General features: G+C 70.6%; 22 protein-coding genes. 12 read left to right on the forward strand and 10 right to left on the reverse strand.

What is annotated here, in order from left to right; genetic code table 11:
* Positions 1–138 precede the first annotated feature (138 nt).
* The gene (locus MB828_RS43030) at positions 139–921 is read left to right on the forward strand and encodes a hypothetical protein (RefSeq protein WP_301652897.1); all 783 of its coding nucleotides are present in this window, start codon (positions 139–141) and stop codon (positions 919–921) included.
* A gap of 90 nt (positions 922–1,011) precedes the next feature.
* On the opposite strand, the gene MB828_RS43035 is transcribed toward MB828_RS43030, so the two are convergent.
* Both MB828_RS43035 and MB828_RS43040 read right to left on the reverse strand, forming a co-directional pair.
* Positions 1,012–3,411: an HAD-IC family P-type ATPase gene (locus tag MB828_RS43035; RefSeq protein WP_301652898.1), complete on the reverse strand. Its 2,400-nt coding sequence runs from the start codon at positions 3,409–3,411 to the stop codon at positions 1,012–1,014.
* A gap of 109 nt (positions 3,412–3,520) precedes the next feature.
* Positions 3,521–3,778: a DUF2530 domain-containing protein gene (locus MB828_RS43040; protein ID WP_301652899.1), complete on the reverse strand. Its 258-nt coding sequence runs from the start codon at positions 3,776–3,778 to the stop codon at positions 3,521–3,523.
* Between the two features lie 112 nt (positions 3,779–3,890).
* On the opposite strand from MB828_RS43040, the gene MB828_RS43045 reads away from it, so the two are divergent.
* Positions 3,891–5,342 (forward strand): NCS2 family permease, encoded by a 1,452-nt coding sequence (locus MB828_RS43045; protein ID WP_133026646.1) that lies wholly within the window; start codon positions 3,891–3,893, stop codon positions 5,340–5,342.
* Between the two features lie 31 nt (positions 5,343–5,373).
* On the opposite strand, the gene MB828_RS43050 is transcribed toward MB828_RS43045, so the two are convergent.
* Positions 5,374–5,556, reverse strand: coding sequence for a ribbon-helix-helix protein, CopG family (locus tag MB828_RS43050; protein ID WP_046734061.1), 183 nt, complete (start codon positions 5,554–5,556; stop codon positions 5,374–5,376).
* 154 nt (positions 5,557–5,710) lie between these two features.
* Between MB828_RS43050 and MB828_RS43055 the strand changes: the two genes are divergently transcribed.
* Positions 5,711–6,148 (forward strand): MarR family winged helix-turn-helix transcriptional regulator, encoded by a 438-nt coding sequence (locus MB828_RS43055; RefSeq protein WP_046734060.1) that lies wholly within the window; start codon positions 5,711–5,713, stop codon positions 6,146–6,148.
* A 153-nt stretch (positions 6,149–6,301) separates the two neighbouring features.
* On the forward strand, positions 6,302–7,666 hold the full coding sequence (locus MB828_RS43060; protein WP_301652900.1) for an MFS transporter: 1,365 nt from the start codon (positions 6,302–6,304) through the stop codon (positions 7,664–7,666).
* Between the two features lie 47 nt (positions 7,667–7,713).
* Here MB828_RS43060 and MB828_RS43065 read toward each other — a convergent pair whose 3' ends face one another.
* Positions 7,714–8,232: a GNAT family N-acetyltransferase gene (locus MB828_RS43065; RefSeq protein ID WP_133026644.1), complete on the reverse strand. Its 519-nt coding sequence runs from the start codon at positions 8,230–8,232 to the stop codon at positions 7,714–7,716.
* 26 nt (positions 8,233–8,258) lie between these two features.
* On the opposite strand from MB828_RS43065, the gene thpR reads away from it, so the two are divergent.
* Positions 8,259–8,831 carry an RNA 2',3'-cyclic phosphodiesterase gene (thpR, locus tag MB828_RS43070; RefSeq protein WP_301652901.1) on the forward strand — a complete coding sequence of 191 codons (573 nt, stop codon included), beginning with the start codon at positions 8,259–8,261 and terminating at the stop codon, positions 8,829–8,831.
* Between the two features lie 256 nt (positions 8,832–9,087).
* Here the strand turns inward: thpR and MB828_RS43075 are convergent, their stop codons facing one another.
* The 4 genes from MB828_RS43075 to MB828_RS43090 all read right to left on the reverse strand — a co-directional run bounded on the left by MB828_RS43075 (position 9,088) and on the right by MB828_RS43090 (position 12,410).
* Positions 9,088–10,080 (reverse strand): aldo/keto reductase, encoded by a 993-nt coding sequence (locus MB828_RS43075; protein ID WP_301652902.1) that lies wholly within the window; start codon positions 10,078–10,080, stop codon positions 9,088–9,090.
* Between the two features lie 95 nt (positions 10,081–10,175).
* Positions 10,176–10,949, reverse strand: a complete 774-nt coding sequence (locus MB828_RS43080) for a TIGR03084 family metal-binding protein (RefSeq protein WP_301652903.1) — start codon at positions 10,947–10,949, stop codon at positions 10,176–10,178.
* A 101-nt stretch (positions 10,950–11,050) separates the two neighbouring features.
* On the reverse strand, positions 11,051–11,638 hold the full coding sequence (locus tag MB828_RS43085; protein ID WP_301652904.1) for a Uma2 family endonuclease: 588 nt from the start codon (positions 11,636–11,638) through the stop codon (positions 11,051–11,053).
* A gap of 88 nt (positions 11,639–11,726) precedes the next feature.
* Positions 11,727–12,410 (reverse strand): GDSL-type esterase/lipase family protein, encoded by a 684-nt coding sequence (locus tag MB828_RS43090; RefSeq protein WP_301652905.1) that lies wholly within the window; start codon positions 12,408–12,410, stop codon positions 11,727–11,729.
* Between the two features lie 126 nt (positions 12,411–12,536).
* Between MB828_RS43090 and MB828_RS43095 the strand changes: the two genes are divergently transcribed.
* The 3 genes from MB828_RS43095 to gcvH all read left to right on the forward strand — a co-directional run bounded on the left by MB828_RS43095 (position 12,537) and on the right by gcvH (position 15,710).
* The gene (locus tag MB828_RS43095) at positions 12,537–13,529 is read left to right on the forward strand and encodes a WD40 repeat domain-containing protein (protein ID WP_301652906.1); all 993 of its coding nucleotides are present in this window, start codon (positions 12,537–12,539) and stop codon (positions 13,527–13,529) included.
* A 141-nt stretch (positions 13,530–13,670) separates the two neighbouring features.
* Complete coding sequence (locus MB828_RS43100) at positions 13,671–15,191, forward strand: cellulase family glycosylhydrolase (protein ID WP_301652907.1); 1,521 nt, start codon at positions 13,671–13,673, stop codon at positions 15,189–15,191.
* A gap of 135 nt (positions 15,192–15,326) precedes the next feature.
* A complete protein-coding gene (gene gcvH, locus MB828_RS43105) occupies positions 15,327–15,710 on the forward strand; it encodes a glycine cleavage system protein GcvH (RefSeq protein ID WP_301652908.1) in 384 nt (127 codons plus the stop codon).
* Between the two features lie 82 nt (positions 15,711–15,792).
* Here gcvH and MB828_RS43110 read toward each other — a convergent pair whose 3' ends face one another.
* Both MB828_RS43110 and serC read right to left on the reverse strand, forming a co-directional pair.
* Positions 15,793–16,275, reverse strand: a complete 483-nt coding sequence (locus MB828_RS43110; protein ID WP_301652909.1) for a hypothetical protein — start codon at positions 16,273–16,275, stop codon at positions 15,793–15,795.
* A 171-nt stretch (positions 16,276–16,446) separates the two neighbouring features.
* The gene (serC, locus tag MB828_RS43115; protein WP_301652910.1) at positions 16,447–17,565 is read right to left on the reverse strand and encodes a phosphoserine transaminase; all 1,119 of its coding nucleotides are present in this window, start codon (positions 17,563–17,565) and stop codon (positions 16,447–16,449) included.
* A gap of 156 nt (positions 17,566–17,721) precedes the next feature.
* Here serC and MB828_RS43120 point away from each other — a divergent pair, with 156 nt between their 5' ends.
* The 4 genes from MB828_RS43120 (at position 17,722) to MB828_RS43135 (ending at position 24,707) form a co-directional block, all read left to right on the forward strand.
* A complete protein-coding gene (locus MB828_RS43120; RefSeq protein WP_301652911.1) occupies positions 17,722–20,691 on the forward strand; it encodes an FAD-binding and (Fe-S)-binding domain-containing protein in 2,970 nt (989 codons plus the stop codon).
* 135 nt (positions 20,692–20,826) lie between these two features.
* The gene (locus tag MB828_RS43125) at positions 20,827–21,993 is read left to right on the forward strand and encodes a lipid II:glycine glycyltransferase FemX (RefSeq protein ID WP_301652912.1); all 1,167 of its coding nucleotides are present in this window, start codon (positions 20,827–20,829) and stop codon (positions 21,991–21,993) included.
* 250 nt (positions 21,994–22,243) lie between these two features.
* On the forward strand, positions 22,244–22,375 hold the full coding sequence (locus MB828_RS43130) for a hypothetical protein (protein ID WP_276207590.1): 132 nt from the start codon (positions 22,244–22,246) through the stop codon (positions 22,373–22,375).
* A gap of 94 nt (positions 22,376–22,469) precedes the next feature.
* The gene (locus tag MB828_RS43135; protein ID WP_301652913.1) at positions 22,470–24,707 is read left to right on the forward strand and encodes an ABC transporter ATP-binding protein; all 2,238 of its coding nucleotides are present in this window, start codon (positions 22,470–22,472) and stop codon (positions 24,705–24,707) included.
* Positions 24,708–24,779: the final 72 nt, after the last annotated feature.

The following is a 24,779-nucleotide window of genomic DNA, read 5'->3' on the forward strand; positions in this document are numbered from 1 at the left end:
CGCAAAGGAATCAAAATCTGACCGGATTACGTCTCACCTGTACAACCAGTCTCCGTGCTCATGGATCTGATCATCCGAGTCAACAGACTCCCTAGATCACTTGGGCCTCGCGCCCACTGTTCTCCACCTGGGGAATCCATGCGCATTCGTGCCACTGTGGCCGCCGTCTCCGGCGCCCTGGCCATCTCCGCGTTCGTCGCCCCGGCCGCCCACGCCGCCGGCACCGCGCCGAACGTCACCTTCTCCAACGTGAAGGTCAACAAGGGCAGCAGCATGGTCGTCGGTACGACCAAGGCGTCCTTCGCGGTCACCTACACCGTGACCCACCCGTCGACCCTGAAGGCGAGCGACTTCGCCACCGGTCCGGCCATCTACCGCGGCACCTCGGTGACCAAGCCGAGCGACCTGTTCGTCTCCGACGACCCGGGCACCTGCACCGCCGCCTCCAGCACCGTCCTGAACTGCAAGGCCTCCCTGGTCTTCACGGTCAACGGCGACTCGGACCTGACCAACTCCGAGGCGGGCTCCTGGAACGTCGGCGCCGTCGCCGTGAGCGCCGACGGTGAGAAGTGGGTCGGCGGCCTGGGCACCACCAAGGTCCTGCGCGCCACGAAGCTCACCGTCAACGCCACCCCCGAGCCGGTCAAGAAGGGCAAGACCGTCACGGTCACCGGTTCCCTGACCCGCGCCAACTGGGACACCCACAAGTACGGCGCCTTCGGCAGCCAGTCGGTGAAGCTCCAGTTCCGCAAGAAGAGCGCCACCACCTACACCACGCTGAAGACCATCAAGTCGTCCGCCACGGGCGCCCTGAAGACGACGACCACGGCGACGGTCGACGGCTACTACCGCTACTCCTTCGCCGCCACCTCGACGTCCGGAGCGGCCAACGCCACGGGCGACTACATCGACGTGCAGTAGTCGTGAACGCCCCGAGGGGCAGCGCCCCGTAAGGGGCGCGGGGAACTGCGCGACCAGCCCCCACCGGGCCCGCGCGGTTCCCCGACCGCGTCACACGGGATACTTCCGCTCCACCCACTTCCAGAGAAACTCCAGCACCGCCGACCCCACCACGGCCACGCCGACGGCGGTCCACGGCATCGCCACCCCCACCAGCTTCAACGCGAAGAAACTCTGCAACGCGGGCACGACCAGTACGAGGACGAAGGCCACGCCCATCGACGCGACCAGGGCGATCCGCCACCAGGTGTAGGGGCGGGCGATGATCGCCAGGATCCACATCGAGATCAGGAACAGGGTCAGGGTCGCGGCGCTGGTCTCCGCGTCCAGCGAACCGGTACCGGTGTAGTGGTGCCGGGCGACCAGGTACGTCACGAAGGTCGCGACCCCCGCCACCACCCCGCCCGGGATCGAGTAGCGCATCACCCTGCGGACGAAGTGCGGTCTGGCCCGCTCCTTGTTGGGGGCCAGGGCCAGGAAGAAGGCCGGGATGCCGATGGTCAGGGTGGACAGCAGGGTCAGGTGCCTGGGCAGGAAGGGGTACTCGACCTGCCAGCACACCACCAGCACCGCGAGCAGCACCGAGTAGACCGTCTTGACCAGGAAGAGGGTCGCCACCCGGGTGATGTTGCCGATCACCCGGCGCCCCTCGGCCACCACCGAGGGCAGCGTGGCGAAGCTGTTGTCCAGCAGGACGATCTGGGCGACCGCGCGGGTCGCCTCGGACCCCGAGCCCATCGCGACGCCGATGTCGGCGTCCTTGAGGGCGAGCACGTCGTTCACGCCGTCGCCGGTCATCGCGACCGTGTGCCCGCGGGACTGGAGTGCCCCCACCATGTCCCGCTTCTGCTGCGGGGTGACCCGCCCGAACACCGTGCCCTCGTCCAGCGCCTCGGCCATCGCGCCGGGCTCGGCGGGCAGCCGGCGCGCGTCCACCGTCGTACCGCTCAGGCCGAGCTTCGCGGCCACGGCGGCGACCGAGACCGCGTTGTCGCCGGAGATGACCTTCGCCCGGACGTCCTGGTCGGCGAAGTAGCGGAGGGTGTCGCCCGCGTCCGGGCGCAGCCGCTGCTCCAGGACCACCAGGGCGGTGGGGCGGGCGCCCTCGGCCACCCGCGCGTGGTCCAGGTCCCGGGTGGCGCGGGCCAGGAGCAGCACCCGCAGCCCTTCCTCGTTGAGGCGTACGGTTTCGGCCAGTGCCGGGTCGGCGGCGCCGAGCAGCACGTCCGGTGCCCCCAGCAGCCAGGTGCTGGTCTCCCCGTCGCCCTCGCTGAAGGTCGCGCCGCTGTACTTGCGGGCGGAGGAGAAGGGCAGCGACTCCACGCACCGCCAGTCCTCGCTGTCGGGATAGGCGTCGATGATCGCCTGGAGGGAGGCGTTGGGGCGCGGGTCGGACTCGCCGAGCGAGCCCAGCACGGTACGGACGTAGGTCTCGTCGGCCCCGTTCAGCGCCCGCAGCTCGGTGACGTCCATGCCGCCCTCGGTGAGGGTGCCGGTCTTGTCGAGGCAGACGGTGTCGATGCGGGCCAGGCCCTCGATCGCGGGGAGTTCCTGGACCAGGCACTGCTGCCGGCCCAGCCGGATCACCCCGATCGCGAAGGCGACGGAGGTCAGGAGCACGAGTCCCTCGGGGACCATCGGGACGATACCGCCGACCGTGCGGGCGACGGCGTCCTTGAAACCGTTGTTCTTCACGACCAGCTGGGTGGCGACCAGGCCGATCGCGGCCGGGACCATCATCCAGGTCACGTACTTGAGGATGGTCGAGATGCCGGTGCGCAGTTCGGAGTGGACGAGGGTGAAACGGGAGGCCTCCTCGGCGAGCTGGGCCGCGTAGGCCTCCCGGCCGACCTTCGTCGCCGTGAAGGCGCCGCCGCCCGCCACCACGAAGGAACCCGACATCACCGGGTCGCCGGGGCGTTTGACGACCGGGTCGGCCTCGCCGGTGAGCAGCGACTCGTCGATCTCCAGGCCGTCGGTCTCGGCGCACACCCCGTCCACGACGATCTTGTCTCCGGGCCCGATCTCGATCAGGTCGTCGAGCACGATCTCGCCGGTGCCCACTTCGACGGCGGCCCCGTCCCGGCGCACGGTGGGCCGCGCCTCGCCGATCACCGCGAGCGAGTCCAGGGTCTGCTTCGCCCGCCACTCCTGCACGATGCCGATCCCGGTGTTGGCGAGGATCACGAAGCCGAACAGGCTGTCCTGGATCGGTGCCACGAACAGCATGACCAGCCACAGCACGCCGATGATCGCGTTGAACCGGGTGAACACGTTGGCCCGCACGATCTCGCCGAGCGAGCGGCTGCTGCGCAGCGGTACGTCGTTCACCTCGCCGCGTGCGACGCGCTGCGCGACTTCGGCGGACGTCAGCCCGCTGGTCCTGGCCGGCGCCGGGAGGGGGACCGGATGCACAGGGTCGAGTTCCGCGCCCGCGTCGATGTGCTGCATGCATTCGACGGTACGTGCGGTTTTGCGCGTTCACATGCGGAGTGCGCCAAAGATCCGACCGGGGGAGGAGCGATGTCGTGCCCAGGTCGTAGCCGGCGCCGCGGAGGTCCTACAGGGAGCGTGCCGCTTCGGCCCGCTTGATGGCCGCGTCCCGCCTCTTCACGTACCAGATGCCGATCAGGCCCAGCCCGGCGCCGGCCAGGCAGGTCCACACCCACCAGGTGTGGCCGTGGTCGGAGTACCAGCCGTAGAAGGGGAGCTGGGCCAGGAAGAGGACGAACCAGACGATCGTGCCGCCGATGATCGTCGGGACGACGGGGCCCTCAAGGGGCTCGGGTGCCTCGTGCCGGGGGGTCCACTTCGCCATGACGCTCAGCTTACGCACCTCGCGGATCTATGCGCGGAGATAGCGATCTAGTAATCATACGTTCATACTGAAACCGTTTGTCTCTGGCCACTTCTGCTCGTAGGAACCTCCAATGTCAACCCCGGCTTCCACTCAGGCCCCCGCTCCCGAACAGCCGGGTGCGACTCCCGCGTACGGCGCACTCGACCGTTATTTCAAGATCTCCGAGCGGGGCAGCACCCTGGCCCGCGAGGTGCGCGGCGGCTTCGCCACGTTCTTCGCGATGGCCTACATCATCGTGCTGAACCCGATCATCCTCGGCAGCGCGAAGGACGTGTACGGCCACCAGCTCGACCACGGTCAGCTGGTCACCGCCACCGTGATCACCGCCGCCTTCACGACGCTGCTCATGGGCGTCATCGGCAACGTCCCGATCGCGCTCGCCGCCGGCCTCGGGGTGAACTCGGTCGTGGCGCTCCAGCTGGCGCCCCGGATGTCCTGGCCGGACGCCATGGGCATGGTCGTGCTGGCCGGCATCGTCGTGATGCTGCTGGTCGCCAGCGGGCTGCGCGAGCGGGTCATGAACGCCGTGCCGTACAGCCTGCGCAAGGCCATCTCGATCGGTATCGGCCTGTTCATCATGCTGATCGGTCTGGTGGACTCCGGCTTCGTCAGCCGCATCCCGGACGCCGCCCAGACCACCGTCCCGCTCCAGCTCGGCGGCGACGGTCACCTCAACGGCTGGCCGGTCCTGATCTTCGTCCTCGGCACGCTGCTCACCCTCGCGCTGATCGTCCGCAAGGTCTCCGGCGCCATCCTCATCTCGATCGTCGCGATGACCGTGCTCGCGCTGGTCATCAACGCCGTCGGGCACGTGACCACCTGGGGCCTGACCGTCCCGAAGTGGCCCGGCAACCCGGTCGCCACCCCGGACTTCGGTCTGCTCGGCAAGGTCAGCCTCTTCGGCGGCTTCGACAAGGTCGGCCTGCTGACCGGCATCCTCTTCGTCTTCACCGTGCTGCTGTCCTGCTTCTTCGACGCCATGGGCACGATCATGGGCATCAGCGACGAGGCCAAGCTGACCGACGCCCAGGGCTACATGCCGGGCATCAACAAGGTCCTGTTCATCGACGGTGTCGCGGTCGCCGCCGGCGGTGCCAGCTCCTCCTCGGCCACCACCTGCTTCGTCGAGTCGACGGCCGGCGTCGGCGAGGGCGCCCGTACCGGCTTCGCCAACGTCGTCACCGGCGGCCTCTTCGCCGTGGCGCTGTTCCTCACGCCCGTCGCCACCATGGTCCCGTCCCAGGCCGCCACTCCGGCGCTGCTCGCGGTGGGCTTCCTGATCCTGGCCGGCTCGATCAAGGAGATCGACTGGTCGGACTACACCCTCGCGATGCCGGCCTTCGTGACGATGGTGATGATGCCGTTCACCTACTCGATCACGAACGGCATCGGCATGGGCTTCATCACCTTCGTGGTGCTGCGGCTGGCCGCCGGCCGGGCCAGGGAGATCCCGGCCGCGATGTACGTGGTCTCGGCGGTCTTCGCCTTCTACTACCTGATGCCGGCCCTCGGCCTCACGTGAGCCCCGGGGGCCAGGTGACCCCGCAGGAGGTTCAGGTGACCCCGTAGAACCTCTCCGTCTCCTCGACGGCGGCCGAGAACCGCTCGTCGAAGTCGTCGCGAATGAGCGTCCGGACCACGTAGTCCTGGACGCTCATTCCCCTTTTGGCCGCGTGGTGCCGGAGCCGGTCGAGCAGCTCTTTGTCTATCCGCAGGCTGAGCACACTGGTCCCCATGCCTATGAGGGCGCCACATCCGTGCCTCCAGTGCGTCACTTTCCGGACTTGTCTCACTCGTACGGGTGACGATCGGGTTCAGTGGCCGAGGTCACGGGCATCCTGGCGTGTCCCGAGTGGTCTTTAGTTAGAGTAATGAGTTACTCTAAAGAACATGCCGGACCTTAGCCATGGCGACGACGCAGCCGCTGTGAACGACCTCCGCTCCGCCGTGATGCGACTCTCGCGACGGCTCAAGCACCAGCGGGTCGACGAGTCACTGAGCCCCACCGAGATGTCGGTGCTGGGCACCCTCTCCCGCTGCGGCCGGGCCACCCCCGGTGAGCTCGCCCGCAAGGAGCACGTCCAGCCGCCCTCGATGACCCGCATCGTGGCACTGCTGGAGGCCAAGGGACTGGTCCGGCTGGAGCCGCACCCCGAGGACCGGCGCCAGAAGGTCGTCACCAGGACCGAACAGGCCGAGGCGATGCTCGAGGAGAGCCGCCGCAAGCGCAACGCGTTCCTGGCCGGCCTGGTCGACGGTCTCGACGAGGACGAGTGGGCGAAACTCCGCGCCGCCGCGCCCGTACTGGAGAAGCTCGCACATCTGTAAGACGCTCTACGACCGTGAGTGAGCCGAAGGGGCGCGCCGGTGTCGGGAGGTCGAGCGCGCGGAGGCCCGAAGGGGTGAGCACGGTCGGCCTCCCGACACCGGCTGGAAGCGCCCCGTAGGCGAACGAGCCAAGAAAGAGGAGGCGAACCCACTTTGAGTACGGGATCCGGAGCACCTTCCGCCCCCGCACCGACCGCCCCTGCTACCCCCGCATCCCGCAAGTCGTCGATGTTCAGCTCGCTGAAGGTCAGGAACTACCGCCTGTTCTTCGCGGGCCAGGTCGTCTCGAACATCGGCACCTGGATGCAGCGCATCGCCCAGGACTGGCTGGTCCTCAGCCTCACCGGCTCCGCCACGGCCGTCGGCGTCACCACCGCCCTCCAGTTCCTGCCGATGCTGCTCTTCGGTCTCTACGGCGGGGTCCTGGTCGACCGGCTGAACAAGCGGCGCGCCCTCCTCTTCACCCAGACCGCCATGGGCCTCACCGGCGTCGCGCTCGCGCTGCTCACCCTCTCCGGCCACGTCCACGTCTGGCACGTCTACCTCGCGGCCTTCGCCGTCGGCCTCGCCACGGTCGTCGACAACCCGGCCCGCCAGTCCTTCGTCTCCGAGATGGTCGGCCCCGACCAGCTGCAGAACGCGGTCAGCCTGAACTCCGCGAACTTCCAGTCCGCCCGCCTGGTCGGACCCGCCGTCGCCGGTCTGATGATCACCGGTGTGGGCACCGGCTGGGCGTTCCTCTTCAACGGCCTGTCCTTCGTGGCGCCGATCGTCGGCCTGGTGCTGATGCGCGGGCGTGACCTGTACGCCGTGGAGCGGGCGCCGAGAGGCAAGGGACAGCTCCGGGAGGGCCTGCACTACGTCGCCGGCCGCCCCGACCTCATCTGGACCATCGTCCTGATCGGCTTCGTCGGCACCTTCGGCTTCAACTTCCCGGTCTACCTGTCCGCCTTCGCCGACGACGTCTTCCACGCCGGCGCCGGCTCCTACAGCCTCTTCAACACGCTGATGGCGGTCGGTTCCCTGGTCGGCGCCCTGCTCGCGGCCAGACGCGGCACGGCCAGGATGCGCGTGATGATCGCGGCCGCGGTCGCCTTCGGCACCCTGGAGGTGCTGGCCGCCACGGCACCGTCCCTGTGGCTGTTCGCGCTGCTCATGGTGCCGATCGGCATGTTCGGGATGACGGTCAACGTCACCGGCAACACCACCGTCCAGATGGGCACCGACCCGGCCATGCGCGGCCGGGTGATGTCCCTCTACATGATGGTCTTCATGGGCGGCTCGCCCATCGGCGCACCCATCGCCGGCTGGATCACGGACGCGTACGGCGTCCGCGCGGGCCTGGCCGTCGGCGGCGCGATCGCCGGTGCCGCGGCGCTCGTCATCGGCCTCGTCCTGGCCCGCGTCGGCAACCTCCGGCTGTCGGTCGGCTGGCACGGCGGCCACCCCCGCGTCCGCTTCGTCCCGAGAGGCGACCGGGAGCAGGAAGCACAGGAACAGCTCGCCCCGGTGGCCTGACACCCCCTGCCCGGGCCCGGTGCGAGGTTGCCTGTCGGCCCGGAGGACTACACCCTCCGGGCCAGCACCTGCCCGCGCCAGCCGTTCGCGAGCGTGTAGGCCTCGGTGCGGGTGAACCCGTTGCCCTCGTAGTACCGGACCAGCTTGCCGTCGGCGCCCGCGTAGCAGTCCACCCGCAGCAGCGAGATCCCGGCCCGCCCGGTCTCCTCGGCGGCGTGCGCCAGCAGGGCGCTGCCGACGCCGTTGCCCTTGAAGCGGCGGTCGGAGGCGAGCCAGTGGATGTACCGCTCGGGCTCCCCGGGCGGCGGCAGATGCGCCAGATAGGCCCCGGGGGCGCCGGTGACGGTCAGGGTGGCGGCCGGGACGCCGTCGGCCTCGGCGAGGTAGGTCACACCCTCGTCCATGTACCGGCCGACCGACTCCACCGTCTTCCGGTTCTCCGACAGCGGCGCCGTCCCCCACTGTCCGGTCCGCCCCTCGCCCACCAGCCACGCCACGGAGCTGTCGAGCATGGCGAGGATCGCGGGTATGTCGTCGGGGCCGCCTTCTCTGATGGTGATCCGCATCCGCCCATGATGGCAGGCTGGCCCGCATGAGACTCTTCGCCGCCGTGCTGCCCCCGGCCGACGTGGCCGCCGAACTCGCCGCCGAGGTCGACCGGTTGCGGCGGCTGCCGGACGCGGACGCGCTGCGCTGGACCGGACGGCCCGGCTGGCACTACACGCTCGCCTTCTACGGCGAGGTCGAGGACGGCGTCGTACCGGACCTGTCGGACCGGCTGGCCCGCGCGGCCCACCGCACCGCGCCCTTCGAGCTGGCCGTCGCGGGCGGCGGGCAGTTCGGGCATGGCAGGGCCCTGTGGGCCGGGGCGGACGGCGACCTGGCCACCCTGCGCCTGCTGGCCGACCGGGCGGAGGCGGCGGCGCGGAAGGCGGGCCTGCCCATGGGGGAGCACCGCCGCTACCGGGCCCACCTGACGGTGGCCAGGAGCCGGGAGGCGGTGGACGTGCGGCCGTACGTCGCCCTGCTCGCCGAGTTCGCGAGCCGGACCTGGACGGTGGGGGAGCTGGCGCTGGTGCGCAGCAGCCTGCCGACGTCGGGGGTGCCGGGGGAACAGCCGCGGTACGAGGTGGTCGACCGGTGGGTGCTCGGAGCGGGCGGTTAGGCTCGGAGGGTGGACCCGAAGACCCGGAACCGGATCATGGCCGGTGCGCTTGTGCTGTTGTTCGTGGTGGTAGCGGTGGCTTCCGCCATGCGGTGAGTGCTTCCGCCATGCGGTGAGTGAGGGGCGGCGGGGAACTGCGGCCGGCCGTTCGTCGTCGGCCGCGGGCCGTCCGTGGCCGGTCGCGCAGTTCCTCCCCCCAGCCTTCGGCCGGGGGTGCCCCCAGCGCCCCTACGGGGGCGCTCACCCCTGCCCGGGACTACCAGGCGAAGGCCTCCGGTGACGGGCCCGGGCCCGGGAAGATCTCGTCCAGGCCGGTCAGCAGTTCCTCGCTGAGTTCGAGCTCCACGGCCCGCAGCGCGGACGCGAGCTGTTCGGCGGTGCGCGGGCCGACGATCGGGCCGGTGACTCCCGGGCGGGTCAGCAGCCACGCCAGCGCGGCCTCGCCCGGCTCCACCCCGTGCTTGTCGAGCAGGTCCTCGTAGGCCTGCACCTGGGCGCGCAGGGAGGTGTTGGCGAGGGCGTCGGCGGCCCGGCCACCGGCCCGGCGCCCGCCCTCCACCTCCTTCTTGATCACGCCGCCGAGCAGTCCGCCGTGCAGCGGCGACCACGGGATCACCCCGAGCCCGTAGTCCTGCGCGGCCGGGACGACCTCCATCTCGGCGCGCCGTTCGGCGAGGTTGTAGAGGCACTGCTCGCTGACCAGGCCGATGGTCCCGCCGCGCCGGGCGGCGATCTCGTTGGCCTGGGCGATCTTGTACCCGGGGAAGTTGGACGACCCCACGTACAGGATCTTGCCCTGCTGCACCAGCACGTCGACGGCCTGCCAGATCTCCTCGAAGGGGGTCCGGCGGTCGACGTGGTGGAACTGGTAGACGTCGATGTGGTCGGTCTGGAGCCGCTTGAGGCTCGCGTCCACGGCGCGCCGGATGTTCAGCGCGGAGAGCTTGTCGTGGTTGGGCCAGGCGTCGCCGTCGGCGGCCATGTTGCCGTACACCTTGGTGGCGAGGACCACCTTGTCGCGGTGCGCGGGGCTCTTGGCGAACCAGTTGCCGATGATGGACTCGGTACGGCCCTTGTTCTCACCCCAGCCGTACACGTTGGCGGTGTCGAAGAAGTTGATGCCCGCGTCCAGCGCCGCGTCCATGATCGCGTGGCTGTCGGCCTCGTCGGTCTGCGGGCCGAAGTTCATGGTGCCGAGGACGAGTCGGCTGACCTTGAGTCCGGTACGTCCGAGCTGCGTGTACTTCATGGTCACCCAGCCAACGGCGTGGAGTGCGCTCTAGGCAAGGACCTGTGGAAAAGAGGGACCCCGACGCTCAGGGACCGCCGGTGCGCTCAGCGCGCTCAGAGGAAGACGCGGGCGACTTCCAGCCACTTCCGCGCGTCCTCGCCGACCGCCGTCAGGCCGGTCCCGGCCAGCGGCCTGCGCCGGGTGACGAGGAGGCAGAAGTCGAGGGCGTCGCCCCGGACCCGTTGCGCCGCCCGCTCCGGACCCCAGGCCCAGAGCCCGCCGTCGGGACCGGCCAGCTCGACCCGGAAAGGCTCCGCGGGTGGGGTCGACCGGGCGGCCTGGAAGGACAGTTCCCGGCCGATCACGCCCAGGGCGGCCACCTGCCTGAGGTGCTCCGTCGGACGGCGCGACACCCCCAGCGCGTCGAAGACGTCCTGTCCGTGGGCCCACACCTCCATCAGCCGGAGCGGTGCCATGAGGGTCGCGGTCAACTCCGAGCCGTACCAGGGGAATGCGTGGTCCAGGGGCGCCTCCCGGAGCGCTGCCACCACCTCGGTCCGGCCGGCCCGCCACTGTTCCAGCAGCACCGGCCGCGGCCTCGCCGCTCCCTCGGCGGCTTCGAGATCGGCGTACCCGCCGCCCCCGGCCTCGGCGCGCTTCAGCACGGCGTCGAAGGCCTCCGGCGTCCGCAGGGCGGTCATGACGTTCGCGTCGGCCGCGGCGAGATGCGCGATCTGGTGGGCGACCGTCCACCCCGCGGCCGGTGTCGGGACGGTCCAGTCGGCGTGCGCCGAGACCAGCGCGTCGAGCTCGGCCCCCTCGGCCACCAGGCCGGCCAGCGCGAGGTCACGGTCCAGCACAGAGGTGTCGAGCCCGTAGTCCAGCATCCGGTACCACCTTCACACGCGTCGACGGCAGCCCCGGCCGACGGGGCCGGGCCGCCCACGACCCTAACCGAGGGACCCTGCCAACTGCCGTGCGCGAAGGGCTAGTCGGTGGGGAACTCGGCGGTGCTCAGGGTGAGGCCGACAACGGTTCCCGTGAGGTCGACCTCAGTCCCGAACGCGACCCGTGTCTCGGTCGTGTAGTCCTCGCCCTTGGGGTGGGTGTAGACGTGACAGCGGCGTTGGTAGGGGTCGGCGATCAGGTAGACGGGGACCTCGGCCGTGGCGTAGGCGGCCTTCTTGGCGCCGTAGTCGTTCGCCGCCGTGCCCTTGGAGATGACCTCGGCCACGAACTCGACGCCCTGGTGACGCCAGAGCCCGCTGTCCGTCTTGGCGGCGTCCTCGGCCATCAACGTCACGTCCGACGCGAACCCGTTGAGGTGCCCCGGGTAGTCGATACGGACGTCGGACTTGACGCGCTTCCGGGGGTACTTGGTCCGTAGTTGCTCGACGATGTCCAGGATGATCTCCCAGCGGGTGTCCCGCTGTGGCGACATGAAGACGGTCCCCTCGACGATCTCGACCTTGTATCCCTCGAAGGCGGGCATCTTCTCGATCTGCTCGAACAGCTCGTCGAGCGTGATCTCGTCGTCGCTCTTGGCCATCGCGACCCTGTCTTCGAGGACGGTCATCCTGGCGCTCCTCCCCGGCCGCCCTCCGCACGAGTGCGGCCGCGCGGTTCAACGATACGCACGGTGACCGGGCGACGGCGGTTTTCGGTCAGTCCGTTCCCGCCTCGTACGGCTGTCCCACGCCCCACCCCTGCCACATCGCCTCCGCGAACGCCCCCGCGATCCGGTGCTCCCCGCTCGCGTTCGGGTGCGTGCCGTCGTAGGTGTCCGTGTCGATGTCGTACGACTCCGGGGGCGAGGCCAGCAGCAGGGGCGACCGGGGCTGGTCCAGGTCGGCGACCGCCTTGCCGAGCAGCATGTTGAACCGGTCGACCTGGGCGGCGAACGCCTCGTCCGAGGCGGCCCTGATGTTCGGGGTCACCGGCAGTATCACCATGCGGATCCGCGGGTCCGCCGCCCGCGCCGCCGCCACGAAGGACTCCACGTTCGCCGCCGTCTGCTCGGCGTTCGTGTAGAAGCCCAGGTCGATCAGGCCGAGGGAGACCAGCAGGACGTCGGCACGGTGGGCCCGCACCGCGTCCCCGATCAGCGGGACCATGTGCTGCCAGCCCTCGCCCCAGCCGGCCAGGTGGGCCCGGGGGAAGTCGGGATCGGCGTAGGCGTACGAGGTCGGGGCCTCGGCCACCTTGTCGTACAGCGTCTCGCGCGGGCCGACCAGCGTGAACGGACCGCCGTACGTGGCGCACAGGTGCCGCCACAGCCGGTACCGCCAGGTGTGTTCGCCCGCGCTGCCGATGGTCATCGAGTCCCCGACGGGCATGAACCTGAGCATCCGCTCATGATGGACGATCACGGGGAGGGGAGGGGCCGGGGAGAGGTGTGAGGCCCACCACGTGTCCCGGGGGCGTCCCCGCCGTCCCCGGTGATCGAATCCGCCGCGGGATGGCAGGCTTGGGCCATGCGCCGACGACCGCTCGCCCTCCTCGCCGGGCTCCTGCTCACGGGTGCCCTCGCCATCGCGCCCGCCGCCGCCGCGGACGGGGCCGGTGACCAGGGGTTCACGATCAAGGACCCGCGTGTCACCGAGTCCAGCGGTCTCGCCGCGTCCCGGCTCCACCCCGGCGTCTACTGGACGCACAACGACAGCGGTGACGGCCCGTACATCTACGCCGTCGACAGCGCCACCGGGAAGACCGTCGCGAGGATCACGCTCAAGGGGGTCGGCACACCCCGGGACGTCGAGGCCATCTCCATCGGCCCCGACAACCAGATCTACGTGGGCGACATCGGCGACAACCTCGACGGCAGCTGGCCGTACGTCTGGATCTACAAGCTGCCCGAGCCGAAGAAGCTCGTCGACCAGACCGTGCGGGCCACGCAGTACGTCGTCAAGTACGCGAACGGCGCCCGCAACGCCGAGTCGCTCGCCGTCCACCCGAAGACCGGGCGCGTCTACATCATCGACAAGAAGGAGGACGGCGGGCACCTCTACGAGGGTCCGGCCACCCTCTCCGCCTCGGGCACGAACGTCTTCAGGCCCGTCGCCACCGTCGACCTCTGGGCCACCGACGCCGCCTTCTCGCCCGACGGCCGGCAGCTCGCCGTCCGCGGCTACTTCGGCGGGATCTACTACGACTGGAACGGCGGGGCGATCAAGCGGAAGGGGCGGCTGGACGTGCCGCTCCAGAAGCAGGGCGAGTCGGTCACCTACTCACCCGACGGGACCAGGCTGATGTACGGGAGCGAGGGCGCCGACAGCCCGGTACAGGCCGAGGCCGCGCCCGGCGGGTCCGACAAGTCGTCCTCCGGCAACGGGACTTCGGGGAACGGCGACGACAGCGGCAGCCCGGCGTCCGGCGGAGTGAAGCTCGGCGCCCTGGCCGTCGGCGCCGTCGCCCTCGCCTTCTTCGCCCTGCGACGCCTGCGCCGCCCCTCGGGCCCCCGCCCCTGACACCCCCGGTCTGCCGTACGTCTTGACGTGACGGTGGTGTGTCAGTTTCCTGGGAGGTGCGCGGTGTATGGGAGCGCTCCCATGCCGTTCCGGGCCGTGCTCCCGAGCGAGACTCCGTGAGACTCCGAGAGGAACGGGCCCATGTTCCGCTTACGCAGCCTGCGCAGGGCGCTGTGTGCCGCAGCCGCCGCGCTCCTCCTGCCCCTGGCCGGTGCGGTGACCTCCGCGCACGCGGCGACCGCCCCGGGGGCGGGGTACTGGCACACCAGCGGCCGGCAGATCCTGGACGCGGCCGGGCAGCCGGTCCGGATCGCCGGGATCAACTGGTTCGGCTTCGAGACCGCCAACTACGTGGCGCACGGCCTCTGGTCGCGCGACTACAAGAGCATGATCGACCAGATGAGGTCGCTGGGGTACAACACCATCCGGCTGCCCTACAGCGACGACATCTTCAGGAGCTCGACCGTCCCCAACAGCATCGACTTCAGCAACGGCAAGAACGCCGACCTCCAGGGCCTGAACTCGCTCCAGATCATGGACAGGATCGTGGCGTACGCCGGCCAGGACGGCCTCAAGGTCATCCTCGACCGGCACCGCCCGGACGCCGGCGGCCAGTCGGCGCTCTGGTACACGTCGGCGGTCCCCGAGTCGACGTGGATCGCCGACCTGAAGGCACTCGCGGCGCGGTACGCGTCCGACCCGACCGTCATCGGCATCGACCTCCACAACGAGCCGCACGATCCGGCCTGCTGGGGCTGCGGTGACGTCTCCGTCGACTGGCGGCTGGCCGCCCAGCGGGCCGGGAACGCCGTCCTCTCCGTCAACCCGGAGCTGCTGGTCTTCGTCGAGGGCGTGCAGACGTTCAACGGGGTGTCGGGCTGGTGGGGCGGCAACCTGATGGGTGTCGCGCGATATCCGGTGCAGCTCGACGTGGCGAACCGGGTGGTGTACTCGGCCCACGACTACGCCACCAGCGTGGCCCAGCAGAGCTGGTTCAGCGATCCGTCGTTCCCGGCCAACATGCCCGGCGTGTGGGACTCGTACTGGGGCTACATCTTCAAGCAGGACATCGCCCCGGTGTGGGTGGGCGAGTTCGGTACCACGCTCGCCTCCACCGTGGACCAGAAGTGGCTGGCCGCGCTGGTGAGTTACCTGCGTCCGACCTCGACGTACGGGGCCGACTCCTTCCAGTGGACCTTCTGGTCGTGGAACCCGAACTCCGGTGACACGGGCGGGATCCTGAAGGACGACTGGGCGACCGTGGACACCGTGAAGGACGGGTACCTGGCGAGCGTCAAGGCGCCGCTGTTCCCGGGCACCGGCGGCGGGAGCGGCGGGGGAGGTGGCGGCGGGGGCACGTCCGCCTCCTGCGCGGCCTCCTATGCCGTCACCAGCGACTGGGGGAGCGGCTTCAACGCCGCCGTCACGGTCGTCAACACCGGTACCACGGCGATCGGTTCGTGGCGCGTGAGCTGGACGTGGAGCGGGGCGCAGCAGGTGACGAACATGTGGAACGCGTCGTACACGCAGAGCGGCGGGACGGTCACCGCCGTGAACGCCGCGCACAACGGGGCGATCCCGGCCGGCGGCTCGGCGAGCCTCGGCTTCGGGGGCGCGCCGGGTGGCGGTGCCGTGCCGGTCGTGAGCTGCACGGCGACCTGAGGCGGTGTGCCGGGCCCGGACGTGACGGGCCGTCACCTGCTTGGTGGACCGTGGCGCCTGAAATGCGGGGATGTGCGGTTCCCTGGGGTCAGGCTGTTCCCGATCGCACCGCGACCGCCGAAGGAGCCCTGAGCCATGTCCCACGTGCCCGACGAACTCCGCTACACCGAGGACCACGAGTGGGTCCACACCGGTGCCGACGGCATCGCGACCGTCGGCATCACCGACCACGCCCAGAAGAACCTCGGTGACCTCGTCTTCTTCGACCTGCCCGAGGTCGGCAGGAAGGCCGAGGCCGGGCAGCCCTTCGGTGTGGTGGAATCGGTCAAGGTGGCGTCCGACCTGTTCAGCCCGGTCGCCGGCGAGGTCGTCGAGATCAACCAGGACGCCGTCGACAGCCCCGAGGACGTCAACGACGACCCCTACGGGGTGTGGCTCATCAAGATCAGGACCAAGGGCGGCGCCTCCTCCAACGGGCTGCTCGACGCCAAGGCGTACCGGAAGCTCATCGAGGAGTGACGGCACCGGGGGCCCGCGGTGACCGCCAGGGGCGCGGGGGCGCCCGCGGTGATCACCGGGCGCCCCTCGCCGTGCTGGGGCCTCAGCCCTTCACCGGCCTGAGGCTGTGCCTGCGGCGCGGTTTGGGGGCGTCCAGCAGGCTGACGCCGTTGTGGACACGGCCGTGGATGAAGAGCACGGGAGTCACGGCGAACGTGACGAAGACCGCCACGATGCTGATCGGGAACAGGGCCGGCAGCGACTGGCCCTCGGGCAGGGTCCTGCCGCCCTCGTGGACGGCGTAGGCCAGGGCCGCGAAGAAGACGATCACGCAGAGGACGGCCAGGACGCGCAGCACGATCCTGGTCCGGCGGGCGCGGGCCTCGGTGCGGACCTCGGCCAGCAGGGACGCGTCGCAGACGGGGCAGGTGAGCTCCACGGTCTGCTTGCCGGTCCCCGGGCGGCGCACCCGGAAGACGCTGTCCTTCCAGGTGATGCTGCGGGTGCGGACGAGGAAGCCGGTGACCTTGTCGCTGAGGATGTGGCGCACCGCCACCTCGACGGTGCCCGGTATCGGTCTGTTCATGTACGCGTGGATCTCCTTCGTCGCACGGCCCGGCGGGGGCGCATGGGGCACACAGTGTCCGGTGTGCGACGAAGGGGACTCAACGGCACGCGGAAGGCTTTGCCTTGCTGATGCCTTCCGGGTAAACCAGCAGCTTGTTACGGGAGTTGCCGCCGGGGCGGCGCGCTGCCGCTACAGCTTCTCGATGACGTAGTCGATGCACTTCGTCAGCGCCTCGACGTCCGCCGGGTCGATCGCCGGGAACATCGCGACGCGGAGCTGGTTGCGGCCGAGCTTGCGGTAGGGCTCGGTGTCGACGATCCCGTTGGCGCGCAGTGCCTTGGCGACGGCGGCCGCGTCGATCTCGTCGGCGAAGTCGATCGTGCCGATGACCTGGGACCGCTTGGCCGGGTCGGAGACGAACGGGGTGGCGTACTTCGACTCCTCCGCCCAGGTGTAGAGGCGGGTCGAGGAGTCCTTGGTGCGGCCGGTGGAGAAGGCCAGGCCGCCCTGCCCGTTGAGCCACTCCAGCTGCTGGTTCAGCAGGAAGAGGGTGGCCAGGGCCGGGGTGTTGTACGTCTGGTTCTTGCGGGAGTTGTCGATCGCCGTGGGGAGCGAGAAGAACTCCGGGACGTGGCGGCCGGACGCGTGGACACGCTCCGCGCGCTCGATGGCGGCCGGGGAGAAGACGCCGATCCACAGGCCGCCGTCGGAGGCGAAGGACTTCTGCGGGGCGAAGTAGTAGACGTCGGTCTCGGTGACGTCGACCGGGAGACCGCCGGCGCCGCTCGTCGCGTCCACGAGGACCAGCGCGCCCTCGTCGGCACCCGCGACCCGCTTGATCGGCATGGCGACACCGGTCGAGGTCTCGTTGTGCGTGAAGGCGTACACGTCGACACCGGCCTCGGCCCGCGGCTCCGGGTGGGTGCCCGGGTCGGAGGCGATCACGGTGGGCTCGGCCAGCCAGGGGGCGAGCTTGGCCGCCTTGGCGAACTTGGACGAGAACTCGCCGAAGTTCAGGTGCTGCGACTTGCTGTCGATCAGTCCGTGGGTGGCGACGTCCCAGAAGGCGGTGGAGCCGCCGTTGCCGAGGACGACCTCGTAGCCGTCCGGGAGGGAGAAGAGGGCGCTGATGCCCTCGCGGACCTGGCCGACCAGGTTCTTCACCGGGGCCTGGCGGTGGGAGGTACCGAGGAGGGACGTACCGGTGGCGGCCAGCGCGTCCAGCGCCTCCACCCGCACCTTGGAGGGACCCGCGCCGAACCGACCGTCCGCGGGCTTGATGTCAGCAGGAATCTGGATGTCAGCCACGAGTCGGAGGGTAGCCGTTGGGTGAAACGGGATGGAACCGTGTCCGTTCGATGAGACAAGATCGCCAAGCCCTGGACTTGTGAGGTTGTACGACGATATTGGCGTGGTTGTGGAAAAAGATCCGTGACTGTGAGTGATCGGATGCATCCTGGACGCATGACGGATCTGGCGGGACTCGAGACGGAACTGCGGGCTGCCGTCCGGGGTGAGGTCGGCTTCGGCGTCACGGCCCGGGCCCTGGTCACCATGGACGCGTCCAACTACCGGCGGGTCCCCGCCGCGGTGGTGGCCCCCCGGGACGCGGACGACGTGGCGGCCGTACTGGAGGTGTGCCGCGGCCACGGGGTGCCGGTGGTCGCGCGCGGCGGGGGCACGTCCATCGCCGGACAGGCCACCGGCACCGGCGTGGTGCTGGACTTCACCCGGCACATGAACCGCCTGGTCGGCCTGGACCCGGCCACCCGTACGGCCGTCGTCCAGCCGGGGCTGGTCCTGGACCGGCTCCAGGAGGCCGCCGCCCCGCACGGGCTGCGCTTCGGACCCGACCCCTCCACCCACAGCCGCTGCACGCTCGGCGGGATGATCGGCAACAACTCCTGCGGCTCGCACAGCGTGGCCTGGGGCACCACCGCGGACAGCGTGCGCGAACTGGACGTGATCACCGCACGGGGGCTGCGGCTGCGGCTGGGGCGGGACTGGGCCGGTGCCCCGGACGGGCTGCGGGAGCTGGTGGCCGGCGACCTGGCCCGGCTGCGCACCGGCTTCCCGGAACTGCCCCGCCGGATCTCCGGGTACGCGCTGGACGCGCTGCTGCCCGAGAAGGCGGCCGACGTCGCCCGGTCCTTCTGCGGCAGCGAAGGCACCCTGGCCGTCCTCACCGAGGCAACCGTGCGCCTGGTCGAGTCACCCCGCGCGCGTGCCCTGGCCGTCCTCGGGTACGCCGACGAGACCGCGGCCGCGGAGGCCGCGGCCGGGCTGCTCGCCCACGCGCCGCTGACGGTGGAGGGCATGGCCGCCGACCTGGTGCCCGACCCCGCCGGACTCCCACGGGGCGCGGCCTGGCTGTTCGTGGAGACGGGCGGCGAGACGGCGGCGGAGGCACGCGCGGGTGCGGAGACCGTGGTCCGGGCGGCGGACGTCCTCGACGCACGGGTCGTCACCGACCCGGCCGGCCAACGCGCGCTCTGGCGCATCCGCGAGGACGCCTCCGGCACGGCGACCCGGATGCCGGACGGCACCGAGGCGTGGCCCGGCTGGGAGGACTGCGCGGTACCGCCCGCCCGTCTCGGCGCGTACCTGCGGGACTTCAGGAGCCTGCTGTCGGCCCACGGGCTGCGCGGCACTCCCTACGGCCACTTCGGCGACGGCTGCATCCACGTCCGTATCGACTTCGACCTGCTGAGCGAGCCCGGTGTGGTCCGCTTCCGCCGGTTCTCGGAGGAGCTCGCCGACCTGGTGGTGGCACACGGCGGCTCGCTCTCCGGGGAGCACGGGGACGGCCAGGCCCGGGCCGAACTCCTCCCCAGGATGTACGGGGCGGAGACGGTGGCGCTGTTCGAGCGGGCGAAGGCCGTCTGGGACCCGGACGACCTGCTGAACCCCGGCATGCTGGTCCGCCCCGCCGCCCTGGACACGAATCTCCGCTTCGCCGCCCTGCCCCGCGAACCGGTGTCCGTGGCCTTCGGCTACCCGTCCGACGGCGGCGACTTCACGGCGGCGGTCCGCCGCTGCGTGGGCGTGGCCAAGTGCCGTACCACCGCGGTGTCCGGGCCGTCCGTCATGTGCCCGTCGTTCCGGGCGACGGGCGAGGAGGAGCACTCGACGCGCGGCCGGGCCCGGCTGCTGCACGAGATGCTGGCGGGCGAACTGGTCACGGACGGCTGGCGCTCGACGGAGGTCAGGGACGCCCTCGACCTCTGCCTGTCCTGCAAGGGCTGCCGCTCGGACTGCCCGGTCGGGGTGGACATGGCGACCTACAAGGCGGAGTTCCTGCACCACCACTACGAGGGACGGCGCCGGCCCGCGTCCCACTACAGCATGGGCCGGCTGCCGGTGTGGCTGCGCCTGGTGGACCGCACCCGCACGGCGGCGGTCGTCAACGCGCTCACGTCGGTACGACCGCTGGCGGCACTGGCCGGACGCCTGGGCGGCATCGCACCGGAGCGGACGATCCCGCGCCTCGCACGGGAGACGTTCAGCCGGTGGGAGCGGCGCCGGCAGCACCGGCGGACCCAGGACTGGCGTGAGGAGGCACGAGCGGGCCGCCGGCCGGACCTCCCCGCCCGGGCGGCCTTCCTCTGGCCGGACACCTTCACCGAGCACCTGTCCCCGTCCGTGGGCCGGGCGGCCGTACGGGTACTGGAGGCGGCGGGCATCGGACTGCTCCCGTTCCCGACCCGGCGCCGGAAGACACGCCGGCCGGACGACGGCACACCGCGGGCCCACGGCATGTCCGTACGGAACCCCCGCCGCACCCGGGCCTGCTGCGGCCTCACCTACATCTCGACGGGCCAACTGGACCAGGCCCGCACGGTGCTACGCCGAACACTGGACCTACTGGAACCGTTCCTACAGCCGGAACCGGAACTGGCGTCGGAGCCGTCCCCGTCGTCGGAAGCGGGGGGCGAGTTCCCGGCGCCGCCGTTCGTCGTCCTGGAGCCCAGTTGTGCCGCCGCTCTCCGCGGCGACCTGCCGGAGCTGCTTCCCGACGACCCCCGGGCCGCCCGTCTCGCCGCGCGGGTGCTCACCTTCGCGGAGGCACTGGAGCGTCTGGCCCCCGGCTGGACCCCGCCCCGCCTGGACCGCCTGGTCACCGGCCAGACCCACTGCCACCAGCACGCGGTCCTGGGCGACGCCCCCGACCGCCGCCTCCGTGAGGCCGCCGCCCTCACCGGCGACCTCGTGGGCGGCTGCTGCGGCCTGGCCGGCAACTTCGGCTTCGAGAAGGGCCACTTCGAGGTGTCCAGAGCATGCGCGGAGGAACAACTGCTGCCTGCGGTACGGCAGAGGGCCCCGGACACGGTGATCCTGGCGGACGGCTTCTCCTGCCGGACCCAGCTGGAGCAACTGGCGGGGGTACGCGGAAGACACCTGGCGGAGGTACTCGCGGAGGCGCTGGAGGACTAGACGGCAGCGGGGCGGCGATTCGAAGGGGGCGGGCCGCGACACGTTCTCGGTGGGGTGGTGAAAGGGTCCGCGAGCGGCGGGTGTCTGTTGTTCTTGGTCGGGTCATCGGTCCCGCAGTCCCGAGGAGCCCCGCGCATGACAGCAGCAGCCGTCGCCACCAGCCCCGTCGGCCCCCTCCGTCTCCGGCCCGTCTCCCGTGCGGAGCACCTCGCTTTCGTCGGTTCCCGTCGCTCCGTCAGCCATATGCAGCTGCCGTCCTGGGGGGACGTCAAGCCGGACTGGGAGGCGGAGAGCCTCGGGTGGTTCGACGGCGAGGGGCGGATCGTCGGGGCCGGACTCGTGTTGCTGCGGGCGTTGCCGAAGGTGCGGCGGTACCTGGCGTACCTGCCGGAGGGGCCCGTGATCGACTGGGGTGACCCCCGGCTGGAGCGGTGGCTCGATCCACTGCTGGCGTACCTGAAGGGGCGCGGGGCGTTCACGGTCAGGATGGGGCCGCCCGTGGTCGTGCGGCGGTGGAGCGCGGAGGCGGTGAAGGAGGCCATCGCCGATCCCGCTGTCCGGCGGCTGCGGGACGCCGAGCCAACCTCGTACGAACCGGGCGCCGCCGGTCTCGCCGAGCGGCTGCGCCGGACGGGGTGGCGGCAGCCGGAGGAGCACGGGACGGCGGGGTTCGCCGCCGGCCAGCCCCGGTACGTGTTCCAGGTGCCGTTCGCCGGCCGGTCGTTGGACGACATCCGGTGCGGCCTCAACCAGCAGTGGCGGCGCAACGTGAAGAAGGCCGAGAAGGCGGGGGTCAAGGTGGTGCGCGGCGGATACGAGGACCTGCCCGCCTTCCACACCCTCTACACCGAGACCGCCGAACGCGACCGTTTCGTCGCGCGTCCCCTCTCCTACTTCCAGCGCATGTGGACCGCGCTGACCTCGGAGCACCCCGACCGGATGCGTCTGTACCTCGCCCACCACGACGGCGAGATCCTCGCCGCCGCGACCATGCTCACCGTCGGCGAGCACGTCTGGTACTCCTACGGCGCCTCCACCGACCGCAGGCGCGAGGTCCAGCCCAACAACGCCATGCAGTGGCGGATGATGTCCGACGCCCACGAACTGGGCGCCGCCGTCTACGACTTCCGGGGCATCACCGACACCCTCGTGGAGACCGACCACCTGCTGGGGCTGCTCCGCTTCAAGGTGGGCGCGGGCGGGGAGGCCGTCGAGTACCTGGGGGAGTGGGACCGCCCGCTCAACAGACTGCTCCACCAGGCGTTCGCCCTGTACATGGGCCGCCGCGGCGCCGCTTCATAAGCTGGCTCTCAGCTTCATAAGAAAACTCTCAGGTTCGGGGCCGTTATACAGCTGTTACCCAGGTATTCACAGCACCTGTTTGCCGTTGGCGAGCCGACTTTGCCGTTGCTTGGGATCTGGGCCGTGTAAGTTCATCGGTGTCGGGCGGCGGGGATTGCCGAGGATGACGATCCGAAATCCCCGTACGTTGCCCAAGAGAATTCTCGTACCATCCCGCACCACTTGCACTTCGAACTCTCAAGGAGTCGGAATGAGCCTCAAGAAGCTCGCCCCGCTGCCCCCCAAGCCCAAGAAGCAGCTGCCCCCGCCGCCGCCGAAGCCCAAGAAGCGGGCCCCGAAGCCGGCCCCGAAGCCCATCCAGGGCCCGGGTCAGGACAACTGAGGCAGCTGTAGAAAGGACCGACGGTTCGCCGTCGGTCCTTTTTCACTCCCTGAATTCCAGAAATTCCGGCGGCGGAGAGCGGAGGTAGTGTGAAATGCACCTGAAGGAGAGTGACGGCAAGGAATACGACTACGGAGTCGACGACTCGGAATACGCGGGCAATACGGACGACGCGGACGACGAGTACGAGGACGACGACGAGTACACGCCCACCATCCCGTCCCGCACCGCCTTCCGCCGCTTCTGGCCGCTGACCAAGGGCCTGCGCGGCTGGCTGGTGATCGTCTGGGTGTGCACGGTGATCGCCGCGCTCGCCGAGACCGAGGCCATCCTCCTCTTCAGCGACCTCACCGACCACGCCCTCCAGAAGGGCTCGCTGAGCGCCTTCTGGAGCCCGGCGACCAAATGGCTGGGCATCGCGATCGTCGGCGCGATCGTCGCGTACGCCGGCAACTCCCTGGCCGCCTGGACCACCGAACGCTTCGTGATGCGGCTGCGGGAACACGTCTTCGACCACGTCCAGCAACTGCCCCCGCACTTCTTCCAGCGCCACCGTCAGGGCGACCTGCTCTCCCGTCTGACCAGCGATGTCGACGCCATCGAGACCCTGGTCGTGTCCGGCCTGGTCGGTGCCGCGTCCGCCCTGTTCAGCGCCATCTTCTACGCCGCCGCCGCGTTCTGGCTGCGCTGGGACCTGGCAGCCGCCACCTTCGTCCTCGCCCCGCTGTTCTGGCTGGCCGCCCGCCGCTTCTCCGGCTCCATCAAGGACGTGTCCCGCGAGGGCCGGGTCGCCGACGGCGCGATCACGTCCGTCGTCGAGGAGTCCCTCGGCAACATCGTGCTCACCCAGGCCTACGACCGCCGGGACGCCGAACGCCGCCGGCTGAACGAGGAGGCGAGCGCCTGGTTCCGTGCCTCCGTCCGCTCCACCCGCCTCAACGAAGCCTACGAACAACTCGTCCAGGTCATCGAGACCGTCTGCGTCCTCGCGGTGATCGGCATCGGCGCCTGGGAGATCTCCACCGGCCGTATGACCCTCGGCCAGCTCCTCGCCTTCTCCGCCTTCCTCGGCTACCTCTACCCGCCGGTGCGCGGCCTCGCCCAGCTGGGCCTCACCATCACCGCCGCCACCGCGGGCGCCGAACGGCTGATCGAGATCCTCGACGTGCGGCCCTCGGTGACCGACCCGCGCACCGGCACCGACTCCGGCCGGCCCGACGGCGCCATCGAGGTCCGGGACGTCGGCTTCCGCTACCCCGGCGCCGACAGGACCGCCCTGGAGGGTCTCTCCTTCACCGTCAGCCCCGGCGAACTCGTGATCATCACCGGCCCCAGCGGCGCCGGCAAGTCCACCGTCTCCAAGATGCTGCTCCGCTTCTACGACCCGGACAGCGGCGAGGTCCTCCTGGACGGCGTCCCCATCCGTGACTTCCCGCTGGCCCGGCTGCGCGAGTACATCACCCTGCTGCCCCAGGAGACCCTGGTCCTGCACGACACCGTGCGCGCCAACATCGCCTGCGGCCGCCCCGGCGCCAGCGACCAGGCCATCGAGGACGCGGCGAAGGCCGCCGACGCGCACGACTTCATCGTCCGGCTCCCCGACGGCTACGACACCAAGGTCGACCCCAACTCGGCCCGGCTCTCCGGCGGACAGCTCCAGCGCCTGGCGATCGCCCGCGCCATCCTGCGCGACGCCCCCGTCCTGGTCCTCGACGAACCGACCACCGGCCTGGACTCGATGGTCGCGCGCCGCGTCGTCAAACCGCTGCGCCGCCTGATGACCGGCCGTACCACGATCATGATCACGCACGACCTCAACCTCGCCCCCGACGCCGACCGCATCCTCGTCGTCGACCGGGGCCGCATCGTCGAGACCGGCCGCCACGACGAACTCCTCGCCCGCGGCGGCGCCTACTCCCGGCTGCACCGCTCGCAGAACAACGCGATCATGGACACCGGCGAACTGCGCCTGCCCCTGTTCGCCGAACACACCGCCCCACCGGCCCAGCAGCCCGCGCCGCAGGTCTCCTACGCGGGGGCGCAGGCCGACGGCGTCGGCGGCTACGCCTACCAGCAGCCGTACGGGAACATGTACGACTACGACGTGTACGCGGCCGCGGGGCTATGGCCCCAGCCCATGTACGAGGCCCACATGGGTGCGCCCCATGTGGGTGGGCCCCACATGGGTGCTCCCCACCAGGGGGTTCCCCACATGGATGCGGGCTATGTGGAGGCGGTCCCCACAGAGGTCGACCACGGGACGGCCCTGCCCACCACCCTCTCCGACGGCCGCCCCCTGTTCCGCGACGAGGAACCCTGGCCGGGTATCTGAGCCGCCGCCCCGCCGGAGCCGTCGCATCTCAGCATCCAGGACGGTGTCAGGGACAGTTCCATAAAGGGTTCA

Source organism: Streptomyces arenae, assembly GCF_022343545.1.
Classification (GTDB): domain Bacteria; phylum Actinomycetota; class Actinomycetes; order Streptomycetales; family Streptomycetaceae; genus Streptomyces; species Streptomyces humi.

What these genes read in the sequence shown, in the direction of transcription:
- MB828_RS43080 (WP_301652903.1), bottom strand. Translation starts at nt 10,949, where the DNA reads ATGCTGGACTACGGGCTCGACACCTCTGTGCTGGACCGTGACCTCGCG.
- MB828_RS43040 (WP_301652899.1), bottom strand. Translation starts at nt 3,778, where the DNA reads ATGGCGAAGTGGACCCCCCGGCACGAGGCACCCGAGCCCCTTGAGGGC.
- gcvH (WP_301652908.1), top strand. Translation starts at nt 15,327, where the DNA reads ATGTCCCACGTGCCCGACGAACTCCGCTACACCGAGGACCACGAGTGG.
- MB828_RS43095 (WP_301652906.1), top strand. Translation starts at nt 12,537, where the DNA reads ATGCGCCGACGACCGCTCGCCCTCCTCGCCGGGCTCCTGCTCACGGGT.
- MB828_RS43100 (WP_301652907.1), top strand. Translation starts at nt 13,671, where the DNA reads ATGTTCCGCTTACGCAGCCTGCGCAGGGCGCTGTGTGCCGCAGCCGCC.
- MB828_RS43110 (WP_301652909.1), bottom strand. Translation starts at nt 16,275, where the DNA reads ATGAACAGACCGATACCGGGCACCGTCGAGGTGGCGGTGCGCCACATC.
- MB828_RS43090 (WP_301652905.1), bottom strand. Translation starts at nt 12,410, where the DNA reads ATGCTCAGGTTCATGCCCGTCGGGGACTCGATGACCATCGGCAGCGCG.
- MB828_RS43035 (WP_301652898.1), bottom strand. Translation starts at nt 3,411, where the DNA reads ATGCAGCACATCGACGCGGGCGCGGAACTCGACCCTGTGCATCCGGTC.
- MB828_RS43050 (WP_046734061.1), bottom strand. Translation starts at nt 5,556, where the DNA reads ATGGGGACCAGTGTGCTCAGCCTGCGGATAGACAAAGAGCTGCTCGAC.
- MB828_RS43135 (WP_301652913.1), top strand. Translation starts at nt 22,470, where the DNA reads ATGCACCTGAAGGAGAGTGACGGCAAGGAATACGACTACGGAGTCGAC.
- MB828_RS43075 (WP_301652902.1), bottom strand. Translation starts at nt 10,080, where the DNA reads ATGAAGTACACGCAGCTCGGACGTACCGGACTCAAGGTCAGCCGACTC.
- MB828_RS43085 (WP_301652904.1), bottom strand. Translation starts at nt 11,638, where the DNA reads ATGACCGTCCTCGAAGACAGGGTCGCGATGGCCAAGAGCGACGACGAG.
- thpR (WP_301652901.1), top strand. Translation starts at nt 8,259, where the DNA reads ATGAGACTCTTCGCCGCCGTGCTGCCCCCGGCCGACGTGGCCGCCGAA.
- MB828_RS43125 (WP_301652912.1), top strand. Translation starts at nt 20,827, where the DNA reads ATGACAGCAGCAGCCGTCGCCACCAGCCCCGTCGGCCCCCTCCGTCTC.
- MB828_RS43055 (WP_046734060.1), top strand. Translation starts at nt 5,711, where the DNA reads ATGCCGGACCTTAGCCATGGCGACGACGCAGCCGCTGTGAACGACCTC.
- MB828_RS43030 (WP_301652897.1), top strand. Translation starts at nt 139, where the DNA reads ATGCGCATTCGTGCCACTGTGGCCGCCGTCTCCGGCGCCCTGGCCATC.
- MB828_RS43120 (WP_301652911.1), top strand. Translation starts at nt 17,722, where the DNA reads ATGACGGATCTGGCGGGACTCGAGACGGAACTGCGGGCTGCCGTCCGG.
- MB828_RS43045 (WP_133026646.1), top strand. Translation starts at nt 3,891, where the DNA reads ATGTCAACCCCGGCTTCCACTCAGGCCCCCGCTCCCGAACAGCCGGGT.
- MB828_RS43130 (WP_276207590.1), top strand. Translation starts at nt 22,244, where the DNA reads ATGAGCCTCAAGAAGCTCGCCCCGCTGCCCCCCAAGCCCAAGAAGCAG.
- MB828_RS43065 (WP_133026644.1), bottom strand. Translation starts at nt 8,232, where the DNA reads ATGCGGATCACCATCAGAGAAGGCGGCCCCGACGACATACCCGCGATC.